The sequence below is a fragment of the Lacticaseibacillus salsurivasis genome, assembly GCF_036246225.1.
Classification (GTDB): domain Bacteria; phylum Bacillota; class Bacilli; order Lactobacillales; family Lactobacillaceae; genus Lacticaseibacillus; species Lacticaseibacillus salsurivasis.
Genome location: NZ_BTTP01000024.1, coordinates 1 through 25,176, shown reverse-complemented (window position 1 = coordinate 25,176; position 25,176 = coordinate 1). Strand labels below are relative to the sequence as shown.

At 53.9% G+C, this 25,176-nt stretch carries 25 protein-coding genes; 18 read left to right on the top strand and 7 right to left on the bottom strand.

Annotated elements, in window-relative coordinates; genetic code table 11:
- Positions 1-153: 153 nt before the first annotated feature.
- The 3 genes from AAA927_RS12040 to AAA927_RS12030 all read right to left on the bottom strand — a co-directional run bounded on the left by AAA927_RS12040 (position 154) and on the right by AAA927_RS12030 (position 2,121).
- On the bottom strand, positions 154-519 hold the full coding sequence (locus AAA927_RS12040; protein WP_125582273.1) for a hypothetical protein: 366 nt from the start codon (positions 517-519) through the stop codon (positions 154-156).
- Between the two features lie 336 nt (positions 520-855).
- Positions 856-1,641: a tyrosine-protein phosphatase gene (locus tag AAA927_RS12035; RefSeq protein ID WP_338218057.1), complete on the bottom strand. Its 786-nt coding sequence runs from the start codon at positions 1,639-1,641 to the stop codon at positions 856-858.
- Positions 1,642-1,728: 87 nt separating this feature from the next.
- On the bottom strand, positions 1,729-2,121 hold the full coding sequence (locus tag AAA927_RS12030) for a helix-turn-helix domain-containing protein (protein WP_338218056.1): 393 nt from the start codon (positions 2,119-2,121) through the stop codon (positions 1,729-1,731).
- A 288-nt stretch (positions 2,122-2,409) separates the two neighbouring features.
- Here AAA927_RS12030 and AAA927_RS12025 point away from each other — a divergent pair, with 288 nt between their 5' ends.
- The 3 genes from AAA927_RS12025 to AAA927_RS12015 all read left to right on the top strand — a co-directional run bounded on the left by AAA927_RS12025 (position 2,410) and on the right by AAA927_RS12015 (position 4,514).
- Positions 2,410-2,856, top strand: coding sequence for a universal stress protein (locus AAA927_RS12025; protein ID WP_338218055.1), 447 nt, complete (start codon positions 2,410-2,412; stop codon positions 2,854-2,856).
- Positions 2,857-3,003: 147 nt separating this feature from the next.
- On the top strand, positions 3,004-3,546 hold the full coding sequence (locus AAA927_RS12020) for a DNA-3-methyladenine glycosylase I (protein WP_338218054.1): 543 nt from the start codon (positions 3,004-3,006) through the stop codon (positions 3,544-3,546).
- Positions 3,547-3,557: 11 nt separating this feature from the next.
- Entirely contained in the window at positions 3,558-4,514 is a 957-nt protein-coding gene (locus tag AAA927_RS12015) for a DMT family transporter (RefSeq protein ID WP_338218053.1), read from the top strand.
- Positions 4,515-4,521: 7 nt separating this feature from the next.
- Here AAA927_RS12015 and AAA927_RS12010 read toward each other — a convergent pair whose 3' ends face one another.
- A complete protein-coding gene (locus AAA927_RS12010) occupies positions 4,522-4,698 on the bottom strand; it encodes a hypothetical protein (protein ID WP_338218052.1) in 177 nt (58 codons plus the stop codon).
- A gap of 181 nt (positions 4,699-4,879) precedes the next feature.
- On the opposite strand from AAA927_RS12010, the gene AAA927_RS12005 reads away from it, so the two are divergent.
- Positions 4,880-5,371 (top strand): hypothetical protein, encoded by a 492-nt coding sequence (locus AAA927_RS12005; RefSeq protein WP_204117941.1) that lies wholly within the window; start codon positions 4,880-4,882, stop codon positions 5,369-5,371.
- Here AAA927_RS12005 and AAA927_RS12000 read toward each other — a convergent pair.
- On the bottom strand, positions 5,368-5,607 hold the full coding sequence (locus tag AAA927_RS12000) for a hypothetical protein (protein ID WP_338218051.1): 240 nt from the start codon (positions 5,605-5,607) through the stop codon (positions 5,368-5,370). The genes AAA927_RS12005 and AAA927_RS12000 overlap by 4 nt on opposite strands.
- Before the next feature lie 180 nt (positions 5,608-5,787).
- Between AAA927_RS12000 and AAA927_RS11995 the strand changes: the two genes are divergently transcribed.
- The 5 genes from AAA927_RS11995 to AAA927_RS11975 all read left to right on the top strand — a co-directional run bounded on the left by AAA927_RS11995 (position 5,788) and on the right by AAA927_RS11975 (position 11,300).
- A complete protein-coding gene (locus AAA927_RS11995; protein ID WP_338218050.1) occupies positions 5,788-6,954 on the top strand; it encodes a GNAT family N-acetyltransferase in 1,167 nt (388 codons plus the stop codon).
- A 138-nt stretch (positions 6,955-7,092) separates the two neighbouring features.
- The gene (gene ccmA / locus AAA927_RS11990; RefSeq protein ID WP_338218049.1) at positions 7,093-7,833 is read left to right on the top strand and encodes a heme ABC exporter ATP-binding protein CcmA; all 741 of its coding nucleotides are present in this window, start codon (positions 7,093-7,095) and stop codon (positions 7,831-7,833) included.
- Positions 7,811-8,971 carry an ABC transporter permease gene (locus AAA927_RS11985; protein ID WP_338218048.1) on the top strand — a complete coding sequence of 387 codons (1,161 nt, stop codon included), beginning with the start codon at positions 7,811-7,813 and terminating at the stop codon, positions 8,969-8,971. Before ccmA ends, AAA927_RS11985 begins: the two co-directional genes overlap by 23 nt.
- 15 nt (positions 8,972-8,986) lie before the next feature.
- A complete protein-coding gene (locus tag AAA927_RS11980) occupies positions 8,987-9,646 on the top strand; it encodes a TetR/AcrR family transcriptional regulator (RefSeq protein ID WP_338218047.1) in 660 nt (219 codons plus the stop codon).
- 208 nt (positions 9,647-9,854) lie between these two features.
- A complete protein-coding gene (locus tag AAA927_RS11975; RefSeq protein ID WP_204117946.1) occupies positions 9,855-11,300 on the top strand; it encodes an amino acid permease in 1,446 nt (481 codons plus the stop codon).
- 40 nt (positions 11,301-11,340) lie between these two features.
- Here the strand turns inward: AAA927_RS11975 and add are convergent, their stop codons facing one another.
- Positions 11,341-12,360, bottom strand: a complete 1,020-nt coding sequence (add, locus tag AAA927_RS11970; RefSeq protein ID WP_338218046.1) for an adenosine deaminase — start codon at positions 12,358-12,360, stop codon at positions 11,341-11,343.
- 117 nt (positions 12,361-12,477) lie between these two features.
- Between add and AAA927_RS11965 the strand changes: the two genes are divergently transcribed.
- The 6 genes from AAA927_RS11965 to AAA927_RS11940 all read left to right on the top strand — a co-directional run bounded on the left by AAA927_RS11965 (position 12,478) and on the right by AAA927_RS11940 (position 20,750).
- Positions 12,478-13,785 carry a pyrimidine-nucleoside phosphorylase gene (locus tag AAA927_RS11965; RefSeq protein ID WP_338218045.1) on the top strand — a complete coding sequence of 436 codons (1,308 nt, stop codon included), beginning with the start codon at positions 12,478-12,480 and terminating at the stop codon, positions 13,783-13,785.
- A gap of 146 nt (positions 13,786-13,931) precedes the next feature.
- Positions 13,932-15,353 (top strand): cytochrome ubiquinol oxidase subunit I, encoded by a 1,422-nt coding sequence (locus AAA927_RS11960; protein WP_338218044.1) that lies wholly within the window; start codon positions 13,932-13,934, stop codon positions 15,351-15,353.
- The gene (gene cydB / locus AAA927_RS11955) at positions 15,350-16,348 is read left to right on the top strand and encodes a cytochrome d ubiquinol oxidase subunit II (RefSeq protein WP_338218043.1); all 999 of its coding nucleotides are present in this window, start codon (positions 15,350-15,352) and stop codon (positions 16,346-16,348) included. The genes AAA927_RS11960 and cydB overlap by 4 nt, the downstream gene beginning before the upstream one ends.
- 33 nt (positions 16,349-16,381) lie before the next feature.
- Complete coding sequence (gene cydD, locus AAA927_RS11950) at positions 16,382-18,109, top strand: thiol reductant ABC exporter subunit CydD (protein ID WP_338218042.1); 1,728 nt, start codon at positions 16,382-16,384, stop codon at positions 18,107-18,109.
- The gene (gene cydC, locus AAA927_RS11945; protein WP_338218041.1) at positions 18,096-19,817 is read left to right on the top strand and encodes a thiol reductant ABC exporter subunit CydC; all 1,722 of its coding nucleotides are present in this window, start codon (positions 18,096-18,098) and stop codon (positions 19,815-19,817) included. Before cydD ends, cydC begins: the two co-directional genes overlap by 14 nt.
- A 39-nt stretch (positions 19,818-19,856) precedes the next feature.
- Positions 19,857-20,750 (top strand): GNAT family N-acetyltransferase, encoded by an 894-nt coding sequence (locus tag AAA927_RS11940; protein WP_338218040.1) that lies wholly within the window; start codon positions 19,857-19,859, stop codon positions 20,748-20,750.
- Positions 20,751-20,821: 71 nt separating this feature from the next.
- On the opposite strand, the gene AAA927_RS11935 is transcribed toward AAA927_RS11940, so the two are convergent.
- The gene (locus AAA927_RS11935) at positions 20,822-21,778 is read right to left on the bottom strand and encodes a polyprenyl synthetase family protein (protein WP_338218039.1); all 957 of its coding nucleotides are present in this window, start codon (positions 21,776-21,778) and stop codon (positions 20,822-20,824) included.
- Positions 21,779-21,867: 89 nt separating this feature from the next.
- On the opposite strand from AAA927_RS11935, the gene AAA927_RS11930 reads away from it, so the two are divergent.
- The 3 genes from AAA927_RS11930 to AAA927_RS11920 all read left to right on the top strand — a co-directional run bounded on the left by AAA927_RS11930 (position 21,868) and on the right by AAA927_RS11920 (position 25,019).
- Entirely contained in the window at positions 21,868-22,779 is a 912-nt protein-coding gene (locus AAA927_RS11930) for a 1,4-dihydroxy-2-naphthoate polyprenyltransferase (RefSeq protein WP_338218038.1), read from the top strand.
- Between the two features lie 30 nt (positions 22,780-22,809).
- Entirely contained in the window at positions 22,810-23,901 is a 1,092-nt protein-coding gene (locus AAA927_RS11925) for a metallophosphoesterase family protein (RefSeq protein ID WP_338218037.1), read from the top strand.
- A 656-nt stretch (positions 23,902-24,557) separates the two neighbouring features.
- Entirely contained in the window at positions 24,558-25,019 is a 462-nt protein-coding gene (locus tag AAA927_RS11920) for a universal stress protein (protein WP_125580127.1), read from the top strand.
- Positions 25,020-25,176: the final 157 nt, after the last annotated feature.

The following is a 25,176-nucleotide window of genomic DNA, read 5'->3' as shown; positions in this document are numbered from 1 at the left end:
CTCTGTAACCAATACCGCCTTTCAAGTATTCAGAAACCACTTTTGCCTTTAATTCGTTACTATATTTGGTCACAAGAAATGCCCCACAATCGTTAGACTTCTTGTCTAACAATTGTAGGGCACTTCAGATGATCAGGGCCTTTTAGCATGCCATTAGTCGACGAAGACCAATTGGAATTCATTGGCTTTGGTGTCAATGTTGACGGCAACGTGGCGGTTGAGATCGGCCACCAAGTTGCGAGTGAATTTCATTTTATCTTCGAAGTCAGTGTAATCCTTCGTTTCGGGAATGCTAGTGAAGTCAAAGTTCTCGCCGATAAAGGCGGCGTCCGTGACGTAGCGCAAGTTGTTTTCATCGTGGCGGCTACCTGGTTTAAGCACGCTGTCGATGTAGTGATAAAGCGTCGCTGGAGCGAAATTCAATGGCCGGTCCAATTCGGTTTTGATCGTGAAGTTCGGCACATCATCCGCCAGTGTATCGTTGACTTGAACCTGAGTTAACCCTTGATAAAGTTTCATTGTTTTCACTCCCTTTTTTCTATAGTATAACGCGTTTTTCCGCAGGCTGCATGAGTGAGGCTGCCGGGTCGGCCAGCCTCCGCCGGCAGGGGCTGGAACGTGGTGGCCAGCGCTTTGAGCCTCTGCGAGTCTCAAAGTCGCGGCTTGTTCTAAGCCGGTAAAAACCACCGGCTAAGAACAATTTCACCACTGAGCCCCTGCTTGCTCCGGCTGGCCGGCCCTAGTGTGCTATTGATTTACCATACAGCGCGACGAAGCCAAAAGATCGAAACACGCCGTCTAGTCTGGCGATGACTTGGCGGCGTGGTTGCACAGCTAGTGGCAGGTATGCATATGTTATTTGAGGTACAGGGCCCGCAAGTCCTGACGCTGGCTGTTGGTCAGCAGGAGTTCGTTGGTCAGGTAGTCATTCAAGCTGCCGTACTCGCGGTTGATGGTGAACAAGGCGGAGTCCAAGTATTCATTGGCCACGCCGCCGAGGGAGCGGTAAGAGGCCTGAAGCGCCGGTGAGCCGCCTTGGGCTTTGATTTCGTTGACCAGACGCTGACTTTCACCGACCAGGAACAGGTTGGAGGCGAGGTAGTCTTGGCGAATCGTAACGGGGTCGACGCCTAGCGCGGTGAGGAGGTACACAGCGCCCATGCCGGTGCGGTCTTTGCCCGCGCTACAGTGAAACAGCAAGGCCCCATCGCTGGGCATGCCGAGCAGCAGGTCAAAGAACTGGCGGTAGGCTTTTTTGGCGCTAGGCAGTTGCACAATGGCGGCATAGGTTTTGACCATGCTGCGAAAACCGGCCAAGGGATCCTGGGCCAATTCCGTGTGCTTTTCTTCCTGCGATTTGGTGACTTTGGTTTCATCGGTGGGAAACACCGGGGTGAATTGGTAGTCGACGCCGGCTGGTAAGCGGTCAGGCGAGTCGGCCCGCTCTTCTGGCGAGCGGAAGTCGACATCGACTTTCAAACCGTAGTCCGCCAAAAACGCTTGGTCGCGCGGCGACAATTCGTTCAGCCGGCCGGAGCGAATCAGGCGGTTTGAAGCGACGGTTTGGCCGGCTTTGGTTTGGTAGCCGCCGAGGTCGCGAAAGTTGAAGCCGTGGTGAATCGGTAATTCCTTGGGTGTCAAAGCAATGTCCTCCTTCGTGAATTCGGTTTCAGTATATCAAAGTTGGCCAAGAAAAAAAGCCGCCGCAGCGACTTTTGGGGATAAAGCTTAGTTCTCTTCTTGAGCACTGCCGATAATCAAACCGGCGGTGAAAGAAGCAACGAGGTCTTTTTTGGTTTGCGGCAAGCGGTCGTTGTTGTACGTCAACACCGTTTTGTCAGAAAGCAGATCTTCCACGCGAATCACGTTGTATTCACTCAGGTCAATGTTGGACTTGTCTTTGGCGTACTTGTCAGGGTAAGCCAGCGCCAAGATATCAACGGCTTCAGTATCGTAGTATTCAGCCAACTTGCGAATGCTGCGCTCGCTAGGGACGGTTTGATCGTTCTCCCATTTGGTGAAGCTTGCAGGAGAAGTATGTGTGGCCTTGGCCACTTCCACGATGGACTCGCCGCGACTCTTGCGAATCTGACGAAGGGCACTACCAACGGTTTCAGTCATCTATGTCACCACATTTCTATTAATTTCAATCATTCGAGTTTTTACGCTCTGCACGTTATCTAATGTAGCCGTTTCAAAACGGTAATGCAACGTTGATTAAACAATTTTACTGATTCATTTATTATCAAGCTGACAATAAGGCTAAAATGTATTCATTATCGATTAGAGTGGTAAGCACACGGCGATAACTTAACCGGATTGTACATTTTTGGACACTTGAAAAATGGTCCTGCTTGTTTTTAGGGCGGGGATGATTTACGCTTAAGTAAATGAGAAGGATGTGATCATATGGATCAGGAATATAACACCATTTTGGTTCCAGTTGATGGCTCTGACGAAGCAGAACTGGCTTTTTCGAAGGCGGTCAAGGTCGCGGAAACCAATCATGCGCATCTCGATCTGCTGAATGTGCTTGATACGAAGCAGTTCATTGGCGGCTATGGTGGGATGATTTCCGGCGACGCGATTTACCAGCTCACCCAAGATGCGGAACAGTATCTCACGGGTTTGCAAGATCGCGCCAAGGCGGCAGGCCTAGACGATGTTGACATCCACGTGCGCTTCGGTAATCCCAAGACGGTCATTGCGACGGATTTTCCGCATGACCACAACACGGATTTGATCATGATCGGCGCCACCGGTTTGAACGCGGTGGAGCGGGTGCTGGTTGGCTCGGTCACCGAATATGTTAATCGCACCGCGCCTTGCGATGTGTTGATTGTCAAAACCGCTTAAGCCTTTCAGCGAGCTCACGACTTCCTTGTGAAGTAGTGGGCTTTTTTGCGCCGATTTTTCTGCCAAAATGGTCGCCAAGCGATTGACATTTACCGGATTTGCAGGTAGCTTTGCACGTGGCTATTAATCTGAAAGGTGGTCAAGGCGATGGCAGAGCAAGCACCAGCATGGTGGGAGAAAAGTGCGATCCTTAAGGCGTACTACGAACAAGAATGGGGCCAGCCCACGCATGATGATCAGGCGTTGTTTGAATTGATGAGCTTGGAAAGTCTCCAAATCGGCTTGAATTGGGAACTGGTGCTCAACAAGCGGGCTGCCTTTAATGAAGCTTTTCATCGTTTTGAGATTGATCAGGTGGCGGCGATGCCAGCTGCTGAGATTGAAGCCCTGATGCAGGACACGCGGCTGATTCGCAACCGCCGCAAGCTGGAATCTATTCCCCATAATGCCCAGGCAGTGCAGGCCATTCAAAAGGAATATGGCAGTTTTGATGCTTATGTTTGGCATTTCACCGCTGGTCAGCAAATCATCAATCGCCCGCTAACCTGGGCGGCGGTGCCAGCGCAAAGCCCGCTCTCCAAGCAGGTGGCCACCAGTATGAAAAAACACGGTATCACCATGATGGGGCCGGTGACGGCGTATAGCTTTTTGCAAGGCGCCGGCGTCATCGATGATCACTTGGCGCAGTAGGGAAAATTAAAATGCAAAAGAAACGATTACTGGGAATTGGCTTAGCGATGTTCGGTGCTTGCTTGTGGGGTGTGTCTGGCCCGGCGAGTGAGCTTTTATTTGCCCAAGGCGTTGATGTGGCTTGGCTTATCAGTTCAAAAATGCTGATTGCTGGGGTGCTGACCATGTTGTTGGCCTTGGTGAAGGCACCGCAAGCGGTGCTAGCGCCTTGGCGCAACCGGCGCGATGCTGGCCAAATGGTGATTTTCATTTTATTCGGCATGATTACCATGCAGTTCATCTACTTTAAAGCGGTGGCCGTGGGCAATGCCCCGACGGCAACGATTCTGCAGTACTTGGCGCCGGTGGTCATTCTGGTGCTGTCAGCGTTCATGGCGCGCACCCTGCCGCGGCGGCAAGATGTGCTCATCATTGCCCTGGCCATGTTCGGGACATTGATGGTGGTTACCAAAGGACACTTGACCCAGCTGGCGATTGGTCCGCGGGCCTTGCTTTGGGGCCTCTTGGCGGCGCTGGCCGCGGCGATGTACACGATGCTACCAGCTGGGCTACTGCGGCGGCATTCGCCGTTGGTGGTGACGGCGTGGGCCCAATTGCTGGGCGGGCTGGTGATGACCCTATATCGACCAGTGTGGCAAAATCCGCCGCACCTTGATCACACCGGCATCGCGGCGTATGCCTTTGTTGTCTTGTTCGGCACGTTAATCGCTTACCTGGTTTACCTCGCTAGTTTGCAGTATATTTCCGCCACGGCGGCCAGTTTGCTGGATGCTTTTGAACCACTAGGCGCGACGGTGGTGTCGGTGCTGATGTTTCACCTGCACCTTGGCGGACCGGAACTGCTGGGCGGCGCGCTGATTATCGCCACCGTGTGCCTAATGGCGGTGGCCGGGCCTAAAGCGCCGAAGGTTAAACCAGCAGTGGCTACGGCGCCAGAAATCAAAAAATCACGCAGGCGGCCTGCGTGATTGCTCATTATTGATGTGAATGGGGTGCTGCTAAATTCGGCAGCCGAGTTTGATGTTGATCGGGTCTCAGCGCTAAGATATAGCCGTTTTTCACGCGCAGTTTGTACGTGATTTGGAGCTTGAGCTTGAGCGGGTGCCCTTGCGCATCAAACACCGGCAGTTGCGGTTGTTTGATGGTAGGCATAGTCAAGACCTCCTTAACTCCATTGTAGCATCGTTGGCAAGGGGCATTGGGTTGTCAAAGGATGGTGGCGCGCCGGCTTTTTTGCCTTTGGTCAGGCCACGGAAAAATGATACAATATCAAGGATAGTTTCGTTCAACTGGCGGTTTGCCAGTTAAGCTTAGTGCGCATAGGAGGATACAGATGGATCAATTTGAAATCAGTGAACTGGCGGATTGGCTGGAAGCCCATCACGATCAGCTGTTAGATAAGGCGGAATTGATGCCAGTGGCCAAGGTGCAGGCAGCAGTCGACTACCTGCAAGTCCTCGCCGCCCCAGCTAAGTCTTATCTGGATCGCAAGCAAGGGGCTTATGACCAAGATGAATCTGATCACAAGTTGAACTTGCTGGCCGATGAACAGCCGCTAGCGGCGGTGGAAGATCGCATCATGGTCAACCATGTCGATGGCTCCATCACCGAAGATCAGATTAATTTCACCTACAACCATGAGCCGGTCTTTGAAGGCGGCTACCAACCGAAGAAAGACCTGAATATTGTCAAGTTTGGGTTGGAAGTGATTGGAGCGGTGGCCACCACGGGTCATTTACAAACCGTGACCGCCGCTTTGTCCAAAGACGCGGTGGTGACGCTGGTCGTCGCTTCGGCGCGGTTCCGCCAATGGCAAGAAGCTTAGGCTTCCGCCGGCATGAGCCAATCGGTATCGAATAATTCATGGAGCCGGGTTGAAACCGGCACCCACAGCTGGGCTTTCAAAATGGCGCTGATGACTTCCCAAAAGGCGGGGTCGTCGCGCTGTTTTTGATTCGTTTCCACCATGAAGGCCCGGCCGTGTTCGTCGCGGGCAATGATTTGCGGATAACTGATTTGTTCCAACTGAGCGGTGATAACATTCGTTTGATTGAGTTGCATAGTGATCATCCTTTCGAATAAGTTCAGTTTACCCAGGGGGTGGGGCTAAACTATGGTCGGAATGTGGTTAAAGTTTGATTTTGAGCATAAGAAAATCATAAGGCGAAATGGCGAGCAGACTGCCGCGCGCTGGCGCCGTAAGGTATACTGAAAGCAAAGCCTGTTTAGAGGAGGAACATGATGACGACTGTGAAGCAACTTACGCCGCAAGATGAAGCCAGCTACTATGCCTTGGCCCGGTATGCGTTCAACAAACCGACCAGTGAAACGCGCGACCGCGCATTTGCTAGCCTTTACGCGCATTCAGCGGCCTGGGGCGTCGGGGAACCTTTAGCCAGCGGGGTGCTGGGGACACACTTTGAGGTGGATTTTGCCGGTGTGGGCTTCGGCATGAGCGGGATTGGTTATGTGGCGTCATACCCAGAAGCCGCGGGTCAAGGCGGCATCGGGGATATCATGCGGACCGCCTTTCAAGCGATGCGGGCTAAGGGCGAAACCTTATCCTACCTGGCGCCGTTTTCATCGACCTTTTACCGCCGCTTTGGCTATGAAGGGGCCTTTGATCAGGTGACGCATGTCTTGCCGACCCATGCTTTTCCCAAAGTGCCAAAGCGCGAAAGCGGCGTGACCGTGGTGCGGGTGCCGTTTCGGGCAGCCATCAGCGCCATGGCGGCTGTCTATGGCCGCAGCAAAGACGCTACGCGCGGCGGGCTGCGGCGCGCCGATTGGTGGTGGTTAAATCTGGCGGATCATTACCCTGACCGCGAAGTAGCTGTGGCGATGATGGGGGAGCGGCCAACGGGCTACATGGTGTACCAACGCGACGGCGACACGTTCCGGATTTTTGAGCTGTTCCATGACGACTTGGATGCGCTGTTGGCCTTGGCTCGCTTCACCGGCGGCCATCGCTCGGCTTATCAGCAATATGTGTTCACCACCGGCAATCCGGAATCCATTCATGATTTACTCCCGGATCCCAGTGAGCTGCAAACTTCGGTGCGTGCGTATATGATGGCCCGCATTGTCGATGTGGCTGACTTCATGCAGCGCTATCCCTACCAGGTCAGCGATTTGGCGCCGACCTTAATCGCCATCCAGGATGATTACATTCCGGAAAATGCTGGCCTGTGGCAACTGGCGATTAGTGATGGCCAAGCGAGCTTCACCCGCGCCACTGGCGAGCCGCAGATTTCGTTGTCCATTCAGCAACTGGTGAAAGCCACATTTGGCGTGCGTTCGCTGCGCGCCGCTTACACGCTAGGCTTAGTGGATGGCGATCCGTTCACCATTGCCAGTGTGGGGGAAGCCTTCCTCCAGCGGCAAACGCAGCTGTACGATTATTTTTAGCCATCAGCCTCGATTCCAAGCGAATCGAGGCTTTTTATTTGGCAGTCATTCAAATTTAGTTGACACTGGTTAGCGTGAAGCTATAATGAGTGAGTACTCACTTACCGAAGCGGTGAGCCGAAAGCGAGGTTCAGAATAATGGCAACAACCATTCAAGTGACAGACTTAAAACAGGGTTACGGCAAAACCACCGTGCTCTCAGACATCAATTTAACGGTGAAGGCCGGTGAAATCTTGGCTTTGATTGGGCCAAGTGGCGCTGGGAAAACCACCCTAGTCAGCACCATCATGGGCATGCTCCGGCCCAAGTCAGGCACGGTGCGGGTGCTCGACACCGCCGTGCCTAATCGTGCGCTGCTGGCCAAAATTGGCTACATGGCCCAAACCGATGCCTTGTACACGACGTTGACGGCGCGGGAAAACTTACATTTTTTTGGCACGATGATGGGCGTCCCGCGAGCGCAACAGGACCAGCAGATGGCCCATGCGGCGGCGGTCGTTAATCTTGATCACGACCTCGACAAAGCCGTTGCTGATTACTCTGGCGGCATGAAGCGGCGCTTATCCCTCGCGATTGCCCTGCTGGCTGATCCACCGCTGCTGATTTTGGATGAACCAACGGTCGGCATTGATCCCGAGCTGCGGCAGCAGATTTGGCAGGAGTTACACCGGCTGGCTGATGCGGGCAAAACCATTTTGCTGACCACCCATGTGATGGAAGATGCCGAAGAGGCCGACGAACTGATGATGATTAGAGGCGGCGTGGCCATCGCCCAAGGCACGCCAGCCAAATTGCTGGCTGAGTATCAAGTGCCAACCATCGAAGAAGTGTTCTTAAAAGCAGGGAGGGCTCAAGATGCGCACACGCGGAATGATTAAACGCGTTATGACCGAAATGCTCCGCGATAAGCGGACCTTGGCCTTGATGTTTGTGGCACCGCTATTGATTTTGACGTTGATTTACTTTTTGTTTCAATCCAGTGGCAATACCACGGCTACGCTGGCGGTGAAAAATGTGGATTCCACTTTGCAGACCGCGCTGAAAAACGATAATCTAAAACTAAAGGCCACCACCAGTGATGATTCGGCCAAGCAGATTATTCGGCAGCACGATTATGCCGGGATGCTGGTGCAAAGCGGTGACAAGTTGACGTTGACGCTGGCCAATGATGACCCCACCAAAGCGACGATCATCAAGTCCAGCCTGCAGGCGGCCCAAATCAAGCTGAAGACCAAGGCTGCTGGCGCCGCACTGCAGGCCCAGGCGAAAGCCATTAAACAGTTGTCGACTGCGCTGGCGGCGGCCACCAAGGCGGCCGGGATCACCGCACCGCCGGCGCAAACCGGCATCGCACAGGCCGCTGGGAGCACGACGTATCAAACCAAGACCCATTATTTATATGGGAACAAGGACTCCACCTTCTTTGATACGTTGCTGCCGATTTTGATGAGCTTTATCGTGTTCTTCTTTGTTTTCTTAATCTCCGGCATTGCGCTGCTGCGCGAGCGCACCACGGGTACCTTGTATCGGCTGCTGGCAACGCCGGTGCGGCGCGGGGAAATCATTACCGGCTATCTGACCGGGTATGGCTTGTTTGCCGTGATTCAAACCCTGCTGATTGTGGTATTCACGATGTACGCCTTCAAGATTCAAATCCTGGGCTCGATTTGGCTGGTGATTTTGATCAATCTGCTGCTGGCGATGCTGGCGCTGACCATGGGCCTGTTCATCTCGACCTTTGCCGGCAGTGAATTCCAGATGGTGCAGTTCATCCCCGTAGTGGTGATTCCCCAGATTTTCTTCTCCGGGATCATTCCCGTGGCGACGATGCCAGGTTGGCTGCAAGCCATCGCCCACATCATGCCGCTGTATTACGGCGCCGGCGCGATGAGCCAAGTGGTGGAAAAAGGCGCTGGCCTGAGTGCAATTTGGTCGGATTTGCTTATCATGTTGGCGTTTGCGGCGTTCTTCTTGCTGCTGAATGTGCAAACCATGAAGAAATATCGGCAAGTGTAAAGAAAGGAGCGCAACATGGTCGTTCATAACGTTGATAAACTGTTTGAGGAAAGCCTCGCCAAAAGTGAGCTGTCAGCTAAACAAAAGGCGGTGTTGCGTGCCAGTTTAGATTTATTCGCCACCCAAGGCTTCGATCGCACCAGCACCAGCGACATTGCCCAGGCGGCCGGCGTATCGGAAGGGACTGTGTACAAACGCTTCAAAACCAAAGACGCGATTTTGCAGGCGCTACTGGCGCCGTTTGTGGACGAAATTATCCCGCAAATCGCCGGCGAGTTCGTCGACAACACGATGAATCAAGTACCGGCAAAGTTTGAAACGTTGCTCCGCACCATCCTCTTGGACCGACTCCACTTTGCGATGGATAATTACCGCGTGGTCAAAATCATTGTTAGTGAAATGCTGCAGCGGCCAGATCTGGCCCGCCAGGTCACCGACCGGTTAAAGCAGTTGTTCACCGAGCGCTTTGTCCCAGTGATTGAACATTACCAACAGGCCGGCCAGTTGGTGGCTTGGCCGCCGCTGGAAATTATCAGCATGATTGCCGGCACGTTGCTGAGTCAAGGTGTGATGGTCTTTATTACCGCTCAATCGCAGCCGGATGTGCCGGTGATGGTTGATCAATGCGTTCAGTTCTTGATGAAAGGCCTCTCGCCCCAACCATTAGAAAAATAAAATTATCGAACCCGACACAAATATTTGTTTTTGTGCCGGGTTTTTATAGTTTAATCATTTCTGTCTAAAAATAAGCGGTTTTTGAGAGTATATTCACAAGCTTTTAATCGGATTTTGCCAACACCCTCACCAAAACCCTCGGCTTTGTCAGCTAAAATCAATGCTAATTACTTATTGATTACTGATGCGAGAATTTGGGGGAATTGGAATGGCTGATAGCAAGAAACAATTGCGCTGGTACAATGTGGCGTTAATAGCTTTCGTCGCCGTATGGGGCCTAGGCAATGTCGTCAACAACTATGCGCAGCAAGGTTTATCTGTAATCACCTCATGGGTGCTCATCATGCTGCTGTACTTCGTGCCGTATGCCCTGATCGTGGGCCAGCTGGGCTCCGCGTTCAAAGATGAAAACGGCGGTGTGTCATCCTGGATCAAGCGCACCTCCACTAAGCGGTTGGCATATTATGCCGCTTGGACATACTGGGTGGTGCATGTGCCTTACTTAGCCCAAAAGCCGCAGGGGATTTTGATTTCCCTCAGCTGGCTATTCAAGGGCAACGGGAACTTCGTCAAAGAAGTGAATTCTGTGACTGTGTCCCTGATTTGCTTAGCTTTATTCTTGGCCTTTCTGTGGCTATCTTCCCGCGGTCTGGCCACGTTGAACCGAATCGGCTCAGTGGCAGGGACGGCGATGTTCATTATGTCGATTCTGTTCATTATTTTGGCGGTATCGGCGCCGTTCATGACCAAAGGGGCCACTATTGCCACCCCGCACATGGATCGCCTCAGCACCTACCTGCCGAACTTTAACTTGAACTACTTCACCACGCTTTCGATGTTGGTGTTTGCGGTTGGCGGCGCGGAAAAAATCTCGCCTTATGTCAACAACACCAAAAACGCCGCTAAAGAATTCCCAATGGGCATGTTGGTGCTCGCCGGGATGGTCGCCTTGTGCGCGATTTTAGGGAGCTTTGGGATGGGGATGCTGTTTAACTCCAGCCACATTCCTCAAGACCTGATGGCTAACGGTGCCTACTTGGCCTTTGCCAAATTGGGCGGCTACTACCATGTCGGTAACGTCTTCGTGATTTTGTACGCATTGGCCCAAGCGATGGCCCAGATTTCCGCGCTGGCCTTTTCCATTGATGCGCCGCTGAAGATTTTGCTTGGCGATGCGGATCCTGAATTTGTGCCAAAAGGCTTGCGGAAACTCAACGCCAAAGGGACGCCAATCAAGGGGTACTGGATGACTGGGATTTTGGTCAGCCTCTTGATTGTGGTGCCGAGCCTTGGTATCGGCAACATGAACATGTTGTACAACTGGTTATTGAACCTGAACTCAGTGGTGATGCCACTGCGGTATCTATGGGTGTTCCTGGCTTACATCATGCTCAACAAGCATTTGGAGAAATTTCAGTCTGAGTATGAATTCGTCAAAAATCGCAAGGTCGGCATGGTCATTGGCGGCTGGTGTTTCTTCTTCACCGCCTTTGCCTGTGTGATGGGGATGCTGCCAAAGATTTCCTACAGCGCCGATCCAAGCACCTGGTGGTTCCAGATGGCTCTGAACATCATCACGCCACTGATTTTCTTGGCGTTAGGCTTGATTTTACCGATGATTGCTCGGCGGCAACACACGGCCCTGAACGAATAAAAATAAAAAATGCCATCCGCATGGGTGGCATTTTTGGTGGCTAGAGATAAGGCCGATAATCGGCATCGAGTCGCTGGTGAAGCACGGCTTTTTGCGCCTCGGTGCAAAAGGCAGCGGCCACGGCATCGTGATTAAACTGCAACAAATCGGCAATGGTGACGCCAAAATTCTGAGCAAATAACCAATACTCGCGGGTTAAGGTCGTGTTGGACACCGTGCGGTTATCGGTGTTGATGGTGACCTTAGCCCCGGCTGCGCGCAAGGCCTGATAGGGAAAATCAGCCAGGCTGGTGGCGGCGCGAGTTTGTAGATTCGAGGTCAGGCATAATTCCGCCGTGGCGCCGCGGGCCACAAAGGCTTGAATGACTTTTGGTTCATGCGTGAGGGCGGTGGCGTGACCGATGCGCTGGATGCCAAGTTGCAAAGCCAGGTAAATATTTTCGGCGCAGTGGCATTCCCCGGCATGCAGCGTGAGCGGAATCCCGAGTCGTTGCGCTTTTTGAATGCTGGTTTGCAGCACCGCCGGCGGGAAGTCGGCTTCGTTGCCGGCAAAGTCACCGCCCACCAAACCGTGGCCGAGCAGTGGGGCGGCTTGCTTAAACATCGCGTCATTGCTGGCCGCAGGGAACTGCCGCATGCCACAGACCAAGGCGCGAGCAATGATGTCGAATTGGGCCATGCCGCGATGTAAGCCATCGATCACGGCCTCAATCGTGTCTGCGGCGGACAGACCCTCATCCATCGACAGAATCGGCGCGAAGCGGACTTCGATGTACCGGACGTTTTCGGCGGCAGCTTGGGCCACCACATCATAGGCGGCCATGCTCAAGGCTTCTTTGGTTTGGAGTAGCGGCCTGATGAAATCGAAGGGCTTAAGATAGTCCATCAGGTCGGTGGCGTCAGGCGGTGCGGTGACGAGCTGCCGCAGAGCCTCATCGCTGGCTGGCAGGGTTAAGTTGATACGAGCGGCGAGCTTTCTGATCATTTCCAAACTTAATGAGCCATCCAAGTGGCAATGCAATTCAACTTTGCCTAACTGGTGCAGCGTGTGTTCATCCATGCTAATCGCTCCTTTAGTCTTCTGCTTTGAGTGTAGCACATCGATTTGCCTTGAGCCGGGAAAGCGCTACAGATTCTGGTACAATGAAGGCAGAACATATAGAAAGCTGGGATTGTAATGCGGATGGTGGACTTAATTGCCAAAAAGCGTGACGGGGGCACTTTAACCAAACAGGAGATTGATTGGCTGATTACGGCCTATGTCAAGGACGAGGTGCCGGATTATCAAATGAGCGCCTTTTTGATGGCGACCTACTTCCAAGGCATGACCGATGAGGAACAGGCGGCGCTGGCTTTTGCGATGCTCAATTCCGGCGACCGCCTGGATCTCAGCGAGATTCCCGGCATCAAAGTCGACAAGCACAGCACCGGTGGCGTCGGCGATAAAATCAGTATTCCCTTGACGCCGCTGGTGGCTTGCTTAGGGGTGCCGGTACCGATGATTTCCGGCCGCGGCTTGGGCCACACCGGCGGCACCTTGGACAAGCTGGAAAGCATCCCGGGGTTTAATGTCAACTTAAGCGAATCGGCCTTTCGCGCCCAAGTCAAAAGCATTAAGCAGGCGATTGTGTCGGCCAGCGGTGATTTGGCCCCAGCAGACCGCCGCATTTACGCCTTGCGGGATGTCACGGCCACAGTGGAGTCGATTCCGTTGATTGCCAGCTCGATCATGAGCAAAAAAATCGCTAGCGGCACCAACGCCTTGGTCTTTGATGTTAAAGTCGGCAACGGCGCCTTTATGAAGACTGCTGAGCAAGCTGAAAAGTTGGCGCAGGCTTTGGTGGCGATTGCCAAACAGGCCGGCGTGAAGGCCGTGGCACTTTTAACCGATATGAATCAACCGCTTGGCGTCACCATTGGTAATAGCTTGGAAATCGCCGAATCCATTGCCATTTTGAAAGACCGCGGTCCTAAAGATGTGCGGACTTTGACCATCACCGAAGCCGCCCACATGCTGGTGCTGGGCGGCAAAGCACCAGACCTCGAAACCGCTATTGGGATGGCTGAAGATGCGTTGCGCGACGGCCGGGCCTTAGCGGCGTTCAAACAACTGATTGCCGCGCAGGGCGGCGACCCGAGGGTGGTCGACAACCCAAAGCTACTGCCGCAAGCTGAATACAAAATTCCCGTGACCGCCGCGACCGCGGGGTATGTCACTGCGATTGACACCAACGCCCTCGGTCTTGCGGTGATGCAGCTCGGCGGTGGACGAGCCAAGAAAGATGATGTCTTGGATCTGGCGGTGGGGCTGGTGCTGCACAAGAAAGTGGGCACCCCAGTGGCTGAAGGCGAAACATTGGCCATGATTCACGCCAGTCAGCCAACTGTGACCGCGGTGGCTCAGCAGGTGCAAGCGGCGTTCACCATTGGCGACCAGGCACCAGCCAAGCGGCCACTGATTCAGAAAATCTTGCCTCAAAACTAGTTTTCACGAAGAAATCTTTGCTAAAACCAGATTTAGCAAAGGTTTCTTTTCAGTTCCGGTGCCCGCCGCGCCTGTGGCTGGCGCTATACTATGATTAGTGTGAAAACGATTGCGCTAATTATTGGAGTCAAGGAGGGGGTTTAAGCATGCTTGCAGGTTTAACCGTGCTCGACCTAGCCCGCTTTCAATTTGCCATGACCACAGTGTTTCATTTCTTCTTCGTGCCGTTTTCCATCGGCATGGCGCTGTTAACTGCCATTATGGAAACACTGTATGTCCGCAAAAAGCAGGCCGTCTATTTAAAAATGGCCAAGTTTTGGGGTCGGATTTTTCTTTTGAGTTTTGCTGTCGGGGTGGTCACTGGGATCATCCAAGAATTTCAGTTTGGGATGAACTGGTCGAATTATTCGCGGTTCATGGGCGATATCTTCGGGGCACCACTGGCGATTGAAGCGCTGCTGGCGTTCTTCATGGAGTCCACCTTTATCGGCCTGTGGATGTTTACGTGGGACCGGTTCAAACCAGCGGTCCATGCGGCGCTGATTTGGTTCGTCTGGCTCGGCACGACGCTGAGTGCGATTTGGATTTTAAGTGCGAATTCGTTCATGCAACACCCCACTGGGTTTGCCATTAATCCCGCCACGGGACGGGTGAAGCTGGTGGACTTTGGGGCCGTGATTTTGAACCCGCAACTGTGGGTTGAATTCCCGCATGTCATTTTTGGCGCCTTCACCACGGCCAGCTTTGCGGTGGTCGGGATGGCGGCTTGGCAACTGCTGAAAAAGCGCGACGTTGACTTTTTCCAAAAGTCCCTGCGCGTGGGCTTGATTGTCGGTTTGGTATCCGTCGTGGGTGCGATTGGCGTGGGCGATACCCAGACCCAGTTCATCATCAAGGACCAACCGATGAAGTTTGCCGCCACTGAAGGCATTTACAAGGACACCGGCGATCCGGCGGCTTGGACCTTGGTGGAATTGATTGATACTAAAAAGCATACGGTTAAAGGCAACATCGAAATTCCGTATTTGCTGAGTTTGCTGTCGTACCATAAAGCTAACGGTAGCGTGAAAGGTATGGACACGGTCAATGCTGAGCTGCAGCAAAAGTATGGCAAGGATAAGGATTACTATGTCCCGGTCAAGACCCTGTTTTGGTCATTTCGCGTGATGGCTGGCGGCGGGGTGCTACTGGCATTGCTCGCCGTGCTGGGGCTGTGGTTCTCCCGCAAGAAGAAGGACACTTTGCTCAATCAGCGGTGGCTGCTTTATCTACTAGGACTGGCGCTGTGGTTGCCGTTCATCATCAATACGGCGGGCTGGTTCATTACCGAACTGGGTCGCTATCCATGGGTGGTTTACGGCCTTTATACGATTGCCGACGCCGTGTCGCCAACCACAACCGTGCCACAGCTGCTGATTACCAACATCGTTTACTTCTTGTTGTTCACAATGCTGGGTGGGGTCATGATTTACTACTGCCGCCGGGTCTTGAAGCAAGGACCAGGCGGACCACTGGATACGGACTATGGCACCAGCGATCCCTTTGCAAAGGAGGCGTTTGCTAAATGACAGCGTTGCAATTGTTATGGTTTTTACTGCTCGCCGTGCTGTTTATCGGCTTCTTCTTCCTTGACGGCTTCGACTTTGGGGTGGGGATGGCCACCCGCCTGTTAGCCCATGACGAAGCAGAACGCACGCAACTGGTCAGCACCATCGGCCCGCATTGGGATGGCAATGAAGTGTGGTTGATCACCGCCGGTGGGGCGATGTTTGCCTCCTATCCGTTATGGTATGCTAGCTTGTTTTCTGGCTTCTACCTGCTGTTCTTTATTGTGCTGGTTGGTTTGATCATTCGTGGGGTGGCGTTCGAGTTTGCCGCTCATGCAGAAACCGAACGCGGTCGCAGCATTTGGCGGTGGGCGCTGTTCTTTGGTAGTATTATCCCGCCGTTTTTCTTGGGGATGATTTTCACCGCGATTATTCAGCCGCTGCCCATCGACCAGGCAGGCAATGTGTTTGCTACTTTTGGCAACCAGATCAACTTGCTGACGATTGTTGGTGGGGTGGCCGTGGTGCTGATGTGCCTGATGCATGGGCTCAACTTTATCCGCCTCAAAACCGAAGGCCCGCTGCGCCAGCGCGCACGGGCGTTGAACGCCAAATTGGCCTGGGTCCTGTATGCCGGTGAAGTGGTGTTTGCGGCCCTGGTCTTCTTCATGACCGATTTCTTTAAGGCGCGGCCTGTGTCCACCACCTTGATTGTGATCTTGATTGTGGTTGCCGCCGCACTGGCGCATTACGGCGCTGTGAAAGACCGCGAGCTGCTGTCCTTTATTAGCAGTGGCGCCGGCTTAGCCTTGGTTGTAGCGTTGATTTTCAATGGCTTGTTCCCGCGGGTGATGATTGGGGTTAATCCGGCCCATTCCATTTTGATTCAGGATGCTTCGGCGAGTCCGTTGACGCTGACCATCATGACCGTGGTGACCTGCATTTTGTTGCCGATTGCACTGGGCTACTTCATTTGGAGCTATGTCGTGTTCCACAAGCGCGTGGCGGCCAAGTAAGCTTGAACGAATAACATTTTTAAGGAGGCTCGCATGATCGATAAACGATTGTTGCAGCTGCCTGGAATCCGAAAAATTATGCTGATGCTTGCCGCGCTTACGCTGGGGCAGGCATTTGTTATTTTAGGCCAAGGGCATTTTCTTGCAGCAGGGATAGTTCACGCTTGGCATTTGCTCCCCATGGCGGGGCTAGTGCCTTATATCCTAGGCTTTGGTCTGGCCTATGCCGGGCGCCAGGCGATTACCTGGGGGCGCAACGCCTTAGCGGAGCATTATGCGCGGCGCGCGGCCAGTGACCTACAAACCCGCCTCTTGGCCCAGGTGTATGCGCTGGGGCCGCAGGCGGTGGCGCAGGAAGGTACCGGCAATTTGGTGACCATGGCGCTGGACGGCGTGAGTGAAACGCAAAATTATATTGAACTCATTTTGAATAAAGTGCTGAGCATGATGATCATTCCTTGGGTGTTAGTGGGGTACATCTTTATGCAGCAGCACCTCGCCGGCATTGCGCTGCTTATCATGTTTCCCGTTATTATTTTGTTTATGGTGATTTTGGGCATGGCCGCGCGAGATGAATCCGAGCGCCAGTATGCCGGCTTTCAGCGCATGAGCAATCACTTCATCGACTCGCTACGCGGACTGAAGACTCTGCAGCTGATGGGCATTAGCAAGCAGTACGCCCAGAATGTCTACACCGTCTCAGAAGATTACCGCAAGCAAACCATGAAGGTGCTGCGCATTGCGATGCTGTCGAGCTTTGCAATGGACTTTTTTGCCACCCTGTCGATTGCGGTGATTGCGGTGTTTATGGGCATTGACTTGCTGAATGGTAAGTTGAGCTTGTACCCAGCACTGGTGGCCTTGATTCTGGCGCCGGAGTATTTCATGCCGATTCGCGAATTTGGTAGTGACTATCACGCTACTTTGAATGGGAAAAACGCCTTGACCGCGATTTGGCAATTGCTGGCGCTGCCGGTACCGCAACCGGCTACGCAGCAACCAGAATTGGCCGGCCCGCTGACGTTAACCGCCAGTGACCTGACTTTTCAGTACCCGGATCGCGCCGAGGGCATCAAGCAGGCTAGCTTTACCTTGCATGAAGGCCAAAAGGTGGCAATTATTGGCGCCAGTGGCTCCGGTAAGTCGACCTTACTGAATCTAATTGGTGGCTTCTTGCAGCCCACCGGTGAGCCCTTTACCCTGAATGGTACGAAGCTTGCTCATTTGGCTCAGCCAGCGTGGCAGGAGCATCTGTCCTACATTCCGCAAAATCCCTATTTGTTTGCCAACACAATAGCGGCAAACATTCGCTTTTATCAACCTGAAGCAAGCGATGCGGCAGTGCAGCAAGCGGCGAGCGAAGCCGGCCTCGGTGATTGGCTAAGGACGCTGCCTGAGGGCTTAGCGACTCGCATTGGCGAAGGCGGCTGCGGTGTTTCAGGCGGTCAAGCCCAGCGTATCGCCTTAGCGCGCACGCTGCTGGCCAAGGAGCGGCGCATTTGGCTGTTTGATGAACCAACGGCGCATTTGGATATTGAAACTGAATCCGAACTCAAAGCAACGATGCTACCACTGTTTGAGGGCCGGCTGGTGATTTTTGCCACCCACCGACTGCACTGGCTCAATCAGATGGATTGGGTCATCGTGCTTGCTCATGGCCAAATCGTGGCCCAAGGGGCGCCAGCGGACTTGGCGGACCATTCCGCCGCTTACCAGGCTTTGGTGGCGCAGATGAAGGGGGAAGCACATGTTCAAGCATGATCACTGGGTGAAACCCGATTTGAAACGGTATCGGCGGCTCTTGTTTTGGTCGCTGACGCTGGGAATTTTAACGTTTGTCTGCGCCGGGGCGTTGATGTTTACTTCCGGTTACTTAATTGACTTTTCCGCGCGGCAGCCGCTGTTTGCGGCGATTTACGTGCCAGTGGTGCTGACGCGGGCGTTTGGGATCGGCCGGCCGGTGTTTCAGTACCTTGAGCGCTTAACCAGCCATAACTGGGTGCTACGCGTGACCAGTCACATGCGGCGCAAGCTGTATCAGGTGCTGGAAACCGATGCCGCTTTTTGGCAGGAACATCGGCGCACGGGCGACTTGCTGAGTTTGCTGGCGGATGATATTGGTCACATTCAGAATTTATACTTACGCGCGATTTTTCCCACCGTGGTGGCCGGCGGACTGAGCTTGCTGATCACCCTGGGACTGGGGATTTTTGATTGGGGCTTTGCGCTGTGGATTTTGGTGCTCTTGTTAGTCCAGCTGATTCTGATTCCTTGGTGGGGTCTGGTGGTGGAGAAAAAGCGTAAGCAACGCCAAAAAGCGTTGACCCAGCAGGCGTATGGCGATTTGACCGATGCCACCTTGGGCCTGAGTGATTGGACGATTACCCATCATGAGCAGGCCTTTCTTCAGCAGGCCACGCAGGCGGCCACGGCGTTAGCAGCGTCTACCCATACCAGTCGCAAGTTCCAATGGTTGCGCGATTTCTGCGGTGACCTGGCCTTTGGGCTGATACCAGCGGCGCTGCTGTGGTGGTCCGCGGTCCAGTTCGGCAGCGGTCAGGTGACGGCCAATTGGATTGGCAGTTTTGCCCTGGTGATGTTCCCGCTGGCGATGGCCTTTTCCAGCGTGGCCCAGGGCGTAGGCGAATGGCCCACTTACCAAGGGGCGCTGCAGCACTTGAATGCGTTGACACCCAGCCAGCGGCCGTTGCCAGCACAATTAGCCGCGCCCACGCAAGTGCAGGCGTTAACGTTGGCAGGCGTGCATTTTCGCTACAATGACGCGGCGCCAGAGCTCATCAGCGGCGTTGATCTAACGATGAAGCGCGGCGAGAAAATCGCACTGCTTGGGCCCAGCGGGATGGGCAAAACCACCTTGCTCCAGCTGGTGCTAGGTGACCTCACTGCCACCAGTGGCCAAGTGCTGCTGGACGGCCAATCGGTCTTGCAATATCAAAACGTGCGGCCGCAACTATTTGCCGTGCTGGATCAAAGCCCGTTTTTGTTTAATACCTCAGTGGCCAACAACGTGCGGTTAGGCAACGAAACCGCCACCGATGAAGAAGTCTGGGCCGCACTGAAAGCCGTCCAGCTCGATCAATTGGTGGCCAGCTTACCGCAAGGCGCGGACACCCCGGTAGAAGAGGCGGGGTTTGCTTTCTCCGGCGGGCAGCGCCAGCGCTTGGCGCTGGCCCGAATTTTACTGCAGGATGCACCAATCGTGCTGCTCGATGAGCCAACCGTGGGGCTTGATCCCATTACGGAACAGGCGCTGGTGGCCACGATGTTTGCGGTGCTGAAAGATAAAACGGTCCTCTGGGTGACCCATCACTTGCAAGGCGTTGACCGCTGTGATCAGGTGCTGTTTCTTGAGGATGGGCACCTGACGTTGCAAGGCCGCCCGCAAGAGCTGCTGGCAACCAATGCGCGGTATCGCCATTTGTATGCCTTAGATGCTGGGGAGATTTAATGGTACACTAAGCGCAATTGAATTTTGGAGGCATCAGCAATGCAAATTGAGCAAACCACGCAGCTTAGCCCAGGCCAAATGACAGCAGCCCAGACGCTACTGGCGGCGGTGCAGGCGGCCGATGGCAGTGCCAGAGATCCTTATTTGAGTAATCAGTTCAACGTCGACTTAAACATACCGGCGTTTTTCTTGGCGTATGCAGACGCTGCCTTAGTGGGGCTGGTGACGCTTTATGCCGATGAGGCGCCAGGCGGCTTAGTGGATGTGACGATTAATGTGCATCCAAACTGGCGCCGACGCGGCATTGCTAGACAGTTGTGGCAAGCGGCGGCCGAGGTACTGAGGCGAGCCGGTTACGACCAAGTAGAATTCATGACCGAGCAAGGCTTTTTGGCTCAGGCCCCAGCGTTTGCCACCCATAATCAGTTGCAGCGCGAGGCCGAGTTTGAATATCAATTAGCGGCTCCGGCGCAGCGGCCAGAACCGGTCGACCCGGCCATCGCGGTGGCCAAGCTGCAACCGGCCGAAATTGCGGCCTTACTGCCAGCATATTGTGAAGCCTTTCCTGAGGTGGCTGAAGTTGAGGCGCGCCGCTACCTTGAGACCAATCTGCATTCCGAACACAACGCCCCATATGTTGGCCACTATCAGGGCCAAATTATCGGCTACTGTGGGGTCGATTACGGCGCTTATGATTATTTGTTCGGGCTGTTTATCGCGGCACCGTTTCGCGGCCAAGGTTTAGGCCAGCGCTTTTTGGCTCAGCTGATGGTGACGTTGGCGCACTCGCGCAGGCGGGCTTTGAAATTAGGGGTTGAGAACACTAATCCTGCTGCCTTACATGTCTATCAAAAAGCCGGGTTTCAAATTGAAACCACGGTCTACTATTTGACGCCGCAAGCCGGCAGCCGCTGGGGCCTCAAGGCGGACTAACCGAAACAAAGCCAGCCGACCACCATTTAAGGCGGGCCGACTGGCTTTGTTTGCGCTTGGTGAGTTGAATGTTACTGCTGCCGCGTGAGCAAGGCCTGGGTTAAGTTCATCAGGTCCGAACGCGACTGACCAGCGGGGAAAGTCTGCAGCGCCGCTAAGGCCTTGTCGGTATAGCGCGCAGCCAGGTGTTGCGCTTGTGGCAGGCCCAGCTGGCGAATCTGCGCCGCCGCTTCGGCTCTAGCGGCTGGATCGGTTTGGGCGGCCAAGATCAACGGCTGCAGTTCAGGCGCCTGGGCCAAGGCGTACAAGACGGGCAACGTGTCAATGCCGTTCTGCAAGTCTTCGAGACCCGGTTTGCCGGCAGCCGTGGTGTAATCCAGTAAGTCGTCGGTCATCTGAAAGGCCATGCCCACTGCATGGCCGTAACGCGCAGCGGCGTGGCATTCGGCCGCAGTAGCTCCGCTCAGCGTGGCGCCTTGCCAGGCTGCTAGCTCAAATAACGCCGCGGTTTTACCACTGATTTGCCGCAGGTATTGGTGAATCGTGATGGAGTGGTCGCGGCGCACAGCATTTTGATCCAGCTCCCCGAGCAAAAGGCGGCGCATCACCCGTGCGTTGCGGCCGACATTGGCCACGTCTGGCGCAGCTTCCGCTAGCAGCTGAAAGTATACCGCAAACAGGTAGTCACCGGCGTAAATCGCCGCTTGGTTGCCGGATTCCTGCTGAATGGTGGTTTGCCCGCGGCGGCGGTCGGCATGATCCAGCACGTCATCGTGAATCAGCGTGGCCAGATGCAGCGTTTCGATCGCGGCGCCGGCTGCGACCAGCGATGGATTGTCAAGGTCGTGAAAACGCGCTAGCATAAACAGGAGGCCGCTACGGAGCATTTTGCCGCCGGCATTGATTTGGGCCTGCACCCGGGCGTTGACGGCAGGCACGCGCAACTGGCTGGCAATTTTAAGCCGCGCCTGCACGGCAGTGAGCTTTGGATAGATTTCCGGGTAACGCAGCCAAGCGGCTTTGACCATGATGGGCCTCCATTGAAATGAATATAATTTAACTTTAGCTAAAAAAAGTCGCGGGGGCAAGTCAAGCCGCCGCCAAAAAGGAGCGTTTCATGCGACCAGCGGTGTTTTTTGAACTTGTGGAACTGAAGGCCAAGACTGCCTCGGTGTTTCCGTTTTTGCTTGGGACCTTGTATGCTTGGTATCATTATCATGTGCTCCATCTGCCCGAACTGATCATTTTTTTCATTGCGATGCTGCTATTCAACATGGCGGTGGATGCCAATGACAATTATCAGGACTACCGGCGGGCCACGAAAACCCAAGCCTTGGCCTTTCGGGAAAAAACGAATATCATTGGCAGAGAGCAGCTCAATCCCAGCGCCATTGGCTGGCTCATTGCCGGGATGATGACCGTGAGCGCCATTTTGGGGCTGTGGATGGTGAGTCGCACGGGTTGGCCGCTGCTCTGGCTGGGCTTGTTTAGCTTTGCCGTGGGCTATGGCTATGCCGGCGGGCCGCGGCCGATTTCAACCACGCCTTTCGGGGAGTTTTTCAGCGGCTTTACCATGGGGTTTGTGATCACCTTGATTGCCGTGTATGTGAATGCCTTTAGTCAAGCCCCGCTATCGGCGTTTGCTTGGCCGGTGTTTCTGGCTTCTGGGCTGGCGCAAGCCGCGATTGCCGCGCTCCTGTTGGCGAATAACATCGCCGATGAGGCGGAGGACAAGGCGCTGGGCCGGCGCACCATTGTGTATTACTTGGGCCGCCAAAAGAGCTTGTTGCTCTTTAAGGCGTTGTATACCGCTGGCTATATTTTGCTGTTGCTGGCGGTGGCGGCGCAGGCCTTGCCAAAATTGGCGCTGCTGGCCATTTTGACGGCGCCAGTGGTCATCAAAAATGTGCGCGGGTTTGAAGCCAATCCCGACAAACAAAAAACGTTCAAATTAGCCGTGAAGAACTTGCTGCTGACCACCTTGGCGCTGGTCGTAGCGGTAGGCTTAGGCGTGTGGACCCATATTTAAGCGGGCGGTAGCCCTTGAGGAGGAATTGCCATGTTGCGTCACCAAAATATCTCGATTCGCCATTTTGCCAAAAAAGATCTCACGGCCTTTGCCGACTGGGTGCGGCCGCAGCTGAGCAAGTCCGGGCTGAACATGGCGGTCATCACCGATACCCATGATCGCACGGCTTTCTCGCGCACCTTTTACGGCCCGAATGGCTACTGGCATGTTCAAGAGCAGCACTGGCTGGCGGGAGAGTTGCCGATTGACTGGCGCATTCACCTCGGCGATTTGGTAGATGGCTCGGAGCCGTCGTTTTTGACCTTGTGGCGGCTACGCAATATCGTCGCGGACTATGAGGCCGACAGCCTGCCTTATGTGATTGCCAAAGGGAACCACGACGACAATGACAAATACGCCGAACGCAATCGGCGCTTTGCCGGGAGCTTCCACCCCTGGGTCTTCAACGAAACGGTACTGCGGCCGATGGGCTTGCAAGTGGGCGGCCCGACCATTAGTCGCCACGGCCTGTCGTACTTTGACTGGGCCAATGTGCGCGTGATCGTCATGAATACCTCTGATGTGCCCGTCCGCTGGGTGAGTGGCCGCAAGAACTACGATTTGAAAAAAACACTGGCCATGACCGCTGGCCAGATTCAAGAATTGATTGACGCCTTGCAAACCGCTGGCAGTCGCGATGTCTTGATTATGAGTCATGCCCCAGTGATGACACGCAGCGGCAAACCAGGTCTGCGCTATAACGGCAAGCAGGTGCATGAAGTGCTGCGCGCCTTTAATGCGAAGTTGGCCGGACAGGTGCAGTTTGGCGAGCACGGCGATTTCGGCGGCCAGGCGACCTTTGACTTTACGCAGACGAACGGCACGATTATTGCCGCGGTAGCCGGGCATTGGCATACGGAAGAGGATTTTCGTATTAATGGTATTCATTACAGCCTGCTGAACTGCAGTGCCTTGATGGGCCGCCTGCACGGGTTGACGACGAATTATAACCGCAAATGGAATCGGTTGATCAACACGCCGAGTGAGTACAGCGGGTATGTGGTGGCAGTGGAACCGCAAAGCCGGCGCCTGAAACTCTTTGGCTACGGGGCCGCGAGCCCACTGCGGCAGTTTGAATATTAGCCGTTCAGTTGAACAACTCAATTAAATAAATAACGCGTAAGCGCTTGCACAAAATAGCAACCCGTGCTATATTATAGGTGGAGTTAAGGGAGGTTCTCGGAAGATCCATCCACAAGAGACCGGCTCATTAACTGAGAGGTTGTCCAACACCGAGCAGCGAAGAGTCCAGGTACAGTATGTACTGTGCCACCCAGTGTTTTAAGAATTACCCGAACCTTACCAACAAAATCAGCAGCACAATGGAGGTGTGAGTCTAATAACAAGACTCAGTAATCCAAGCGGCATGACAGCGTGATTAGGGTGCATATCGGTTGATTGAATAACAACAAACAACGCCAAGTTATCTGGCCGCACCAAAGTTCCTCTCGCCGTCAGATCGTACAAGTGAATATAGATATAGAGGTGTCGCAGTATCAGAGTTAAGCAAGATGAACGAAACCAAGACACCGAGAACAGCCTCAACTCCTAAGGGCTTCGAATCGTGATTAGTGCAAGATCCGATTTGAAGCCTATTTGTGTGGCTACGAGTGGTTCCAGCGCGGCGTCATCGCACTTCATGGTATAATAGCATTAATGATTTCGCCCGCCCTGGTTTTGGGCAGCAAAACGTGTATAATAAGCATTGTTAGGTAAGCCTAAAAGCAGGAGGCATTCCAATGGCAACAGAAGACGATTTTGAAGTAGAGTCGATGCATTACAACCGCTTGTTGCTCGCGGTTGATGACGATGATGATGAATCATCACGCAAAGCGTTCAACTACGCGTCAACCTTAGCCAAGATCTACAACATCCCGCTGGGCATCGTTTCGGTGCTTGAAACCGGGGACTTAAATATCTATCAATCGCTGTCACCAGATTTACTGAGCGAACGGCGCGGTCAAATGGCCGCTCACCTCAACACGTACGTGGAGAAGGCTAAGGCCTTTGGCGCGCAAAACGTGCAACCGTTGATTGGGGAAGGCAAGCCTGCCGGCGTGATTTTGGATGAAATTGTACCAGCGTTCAAGCCAGATCTGATTATTCTAGGTTCGCATGAACGGCGCGGGCGTTCACGCTTGGGTCATGTCGCTGGTGAAATTGCGCGGGAAGCCGACGCGTCAGTGATTATTGTCCGGTAAAGATGCTGGATGCAAAAACGAGGCGGCGCTTGCACTTGGCCCTGTCAAGTTGACAGATGAAATAATATAAAGTTTTGTCTGTTTCTAAACGGCTTCACTCCAGTATTCATCAGGGGTGAGGCCGTTTCTTTGTGCTGAGCGATTGTGGTGATTGAAG

Excerpts from the sequence above, each read along its gene's own strand:
- AAA927_RS12040 (WP_125582273.1), bottom strand. The coding sequence starts at position 519 with ATGAAACTTTATCAAGGGTTAACTCAGGTTCAAGTCAACGATACACTG.
- AAA927_RS12030 (WP_338218056.1), bottom strand. The coding sequence starts at position 2,121 with ATGACTGAAACCGTTGGTAGTGCCCTTCGTCAGATTCGCAAGAGTCGC.
- AAA927_RS12025 (WP_338218055.1), top strand. The coding sequence starts at position 2,410 with ATGGATCAGGAATATAACACCATTTTGGTTCCAGTTGATGGCTCTGAC.
- AAA927_RS12020 (WP_338218054.1), top strand. The coding sequence starts at position 3,004 with ATGGCAGAGCAAGCACCAGCATGGTGGGAGAAAAGTGCGATCCTTAAG.
- AAA927_RS12015 (WP_338218053.1), top strand. The coding sequence starts at position 3,558 with ATGCAAAAGAAACGATTACTGGGAATTGGCTTAGCGATGTTCGGTGCT.
- AAA927_RS12010 (WP_338218052.1), bottom strand. The coding sequence starts at position 4,698 with ATGCCTACCATCAAACAACCGCAACTGCCGGTGTTTGATGCGCAAGGG.
- AAA927_RS12005 (WP_204117941.1), top strand. The coding sequence starts at position 4,880 with ATGGATCAATTTGAAATCAGTGAACTGGCGGATTGGCTGGAAGCCCAT.
- AAA927_RS12000 (WP_338218051.1), bottom strand. The coding sequence starts at position 5,607 with ATGCAACTCAATCAAACGAATGTTATCACCGCTCAGTTGGAACAAATC.
- AAA927_RS11995 (WP_338218050.1), top strand. The coding sequence starts at position 5,788 with ATGACGACTGTGAAGCAACTTACGCCGCAAGATGAAGCCAGCTACTAT.
- ccmA (WP_338218049.1), top strand. The coding sequence starts at position 7,093 with ATGGCAACAACCATTCAAGTGACAGACTTAAAACAGGGTTACGGCAAA.
- AAA927_RS11985 (WP_338218048.1), top strand. The coding sequence starts at position 7,811 with ATGCGCACACGCGGAATGATTAAACGCGTTATGACCGAAATGCTCCGC.
- AAA927_RS11980 (WP_338218047.1), top strand. The coding sequence starts at position 8,987 with ATGGTCGTTCATAACGTTGATAAACTGTTTGAGGAAAGCCTCGCCAAA.
- AAA927_RS11975 (WP_204117946.1), top strand. The coding sequence starts at position 9,855 with ATGGCTGATAGCAAGAAACAATTGCGCTGGTACAATGTGGCGTTAATA.
- add (WP_338218046.1), bottom strand. The coding sequence starts at position 12,360 with ATGGATGAACACACGCTGCACCAGTTAGGCAAAGTTGAATTGCATTGC.
- AAA927_RS11965 (WP_338218045.1), top strand. The coding sequence starts at position 12,478 with ATGCGGATGGTGGACTTAATTGCCAAAAAGCGTGACGGGGGCACTTTA.
- AAA927_RS11960 (WP_338218044.1), top strand. The coding sequence starts at position 13,932 with ATGCTTGCAGGTTTAACCGTGCTCGACCTAGCCCGCTTTCAATTTGCC.
- cydB (WP_338218043.1), top strand. The coding sequence starts at position 15,350 with ATGACAGCGTTGCAATTGTTATGGTTTTTACTGCTCGCCGTGCTGTTT.
- cydD (WP_338218042.1), top strand. The coding sequence starts at position 16,382 with ATGATCGATAAACGATTGTTGCAGCTGCCTGGAATCCGAAAAATTATG.
- cydC (WP_338218041.1), top strand. The coding sequence starts at position 18,096 with ATGTTCAAGCATGATCACTGGGTGAAACCCGATTTGAAACGGTATCGG.
- AAA927_RS11940 (WP_338218040.1), top strand. The coding sequence starts at position 19,857 with ATGCAAATTGAGCAAACCACGCAGCTTAGCCCAGGCCAAATGACAGCA.
- AAA927_RS11935 (WP_338218039.1), bottom strand. The coding sequence starts at position 21,778 with ATGGTCAAAGCCGCTTGGCTGCGTTACCCGGAAATCTATCCAAAGCTC.
- AAA927_RS11930 (WP_338218038.1), top strand. The coding sequence starts at position 21,868 with ATGCGACCAGCGGTGTTTTTTGAACTTGTGGAACTGAAGGCCAAGACT.
- AAA927_RS11925 (WP_338218037.1), top strand. The coding sequence starts at position 22,810 with ATGTTGCGTCACCAAAATATCTCGATTCGCCATTTTGCCAAAAAAGAT.
- AAA927_RS11920 (WP_125580127.1), top strand. The coding sequence starts at position 24,558 with ATGGCAACAGAAGACGATTTTGAAGTAGAGTCGATGCATTACAACCGC.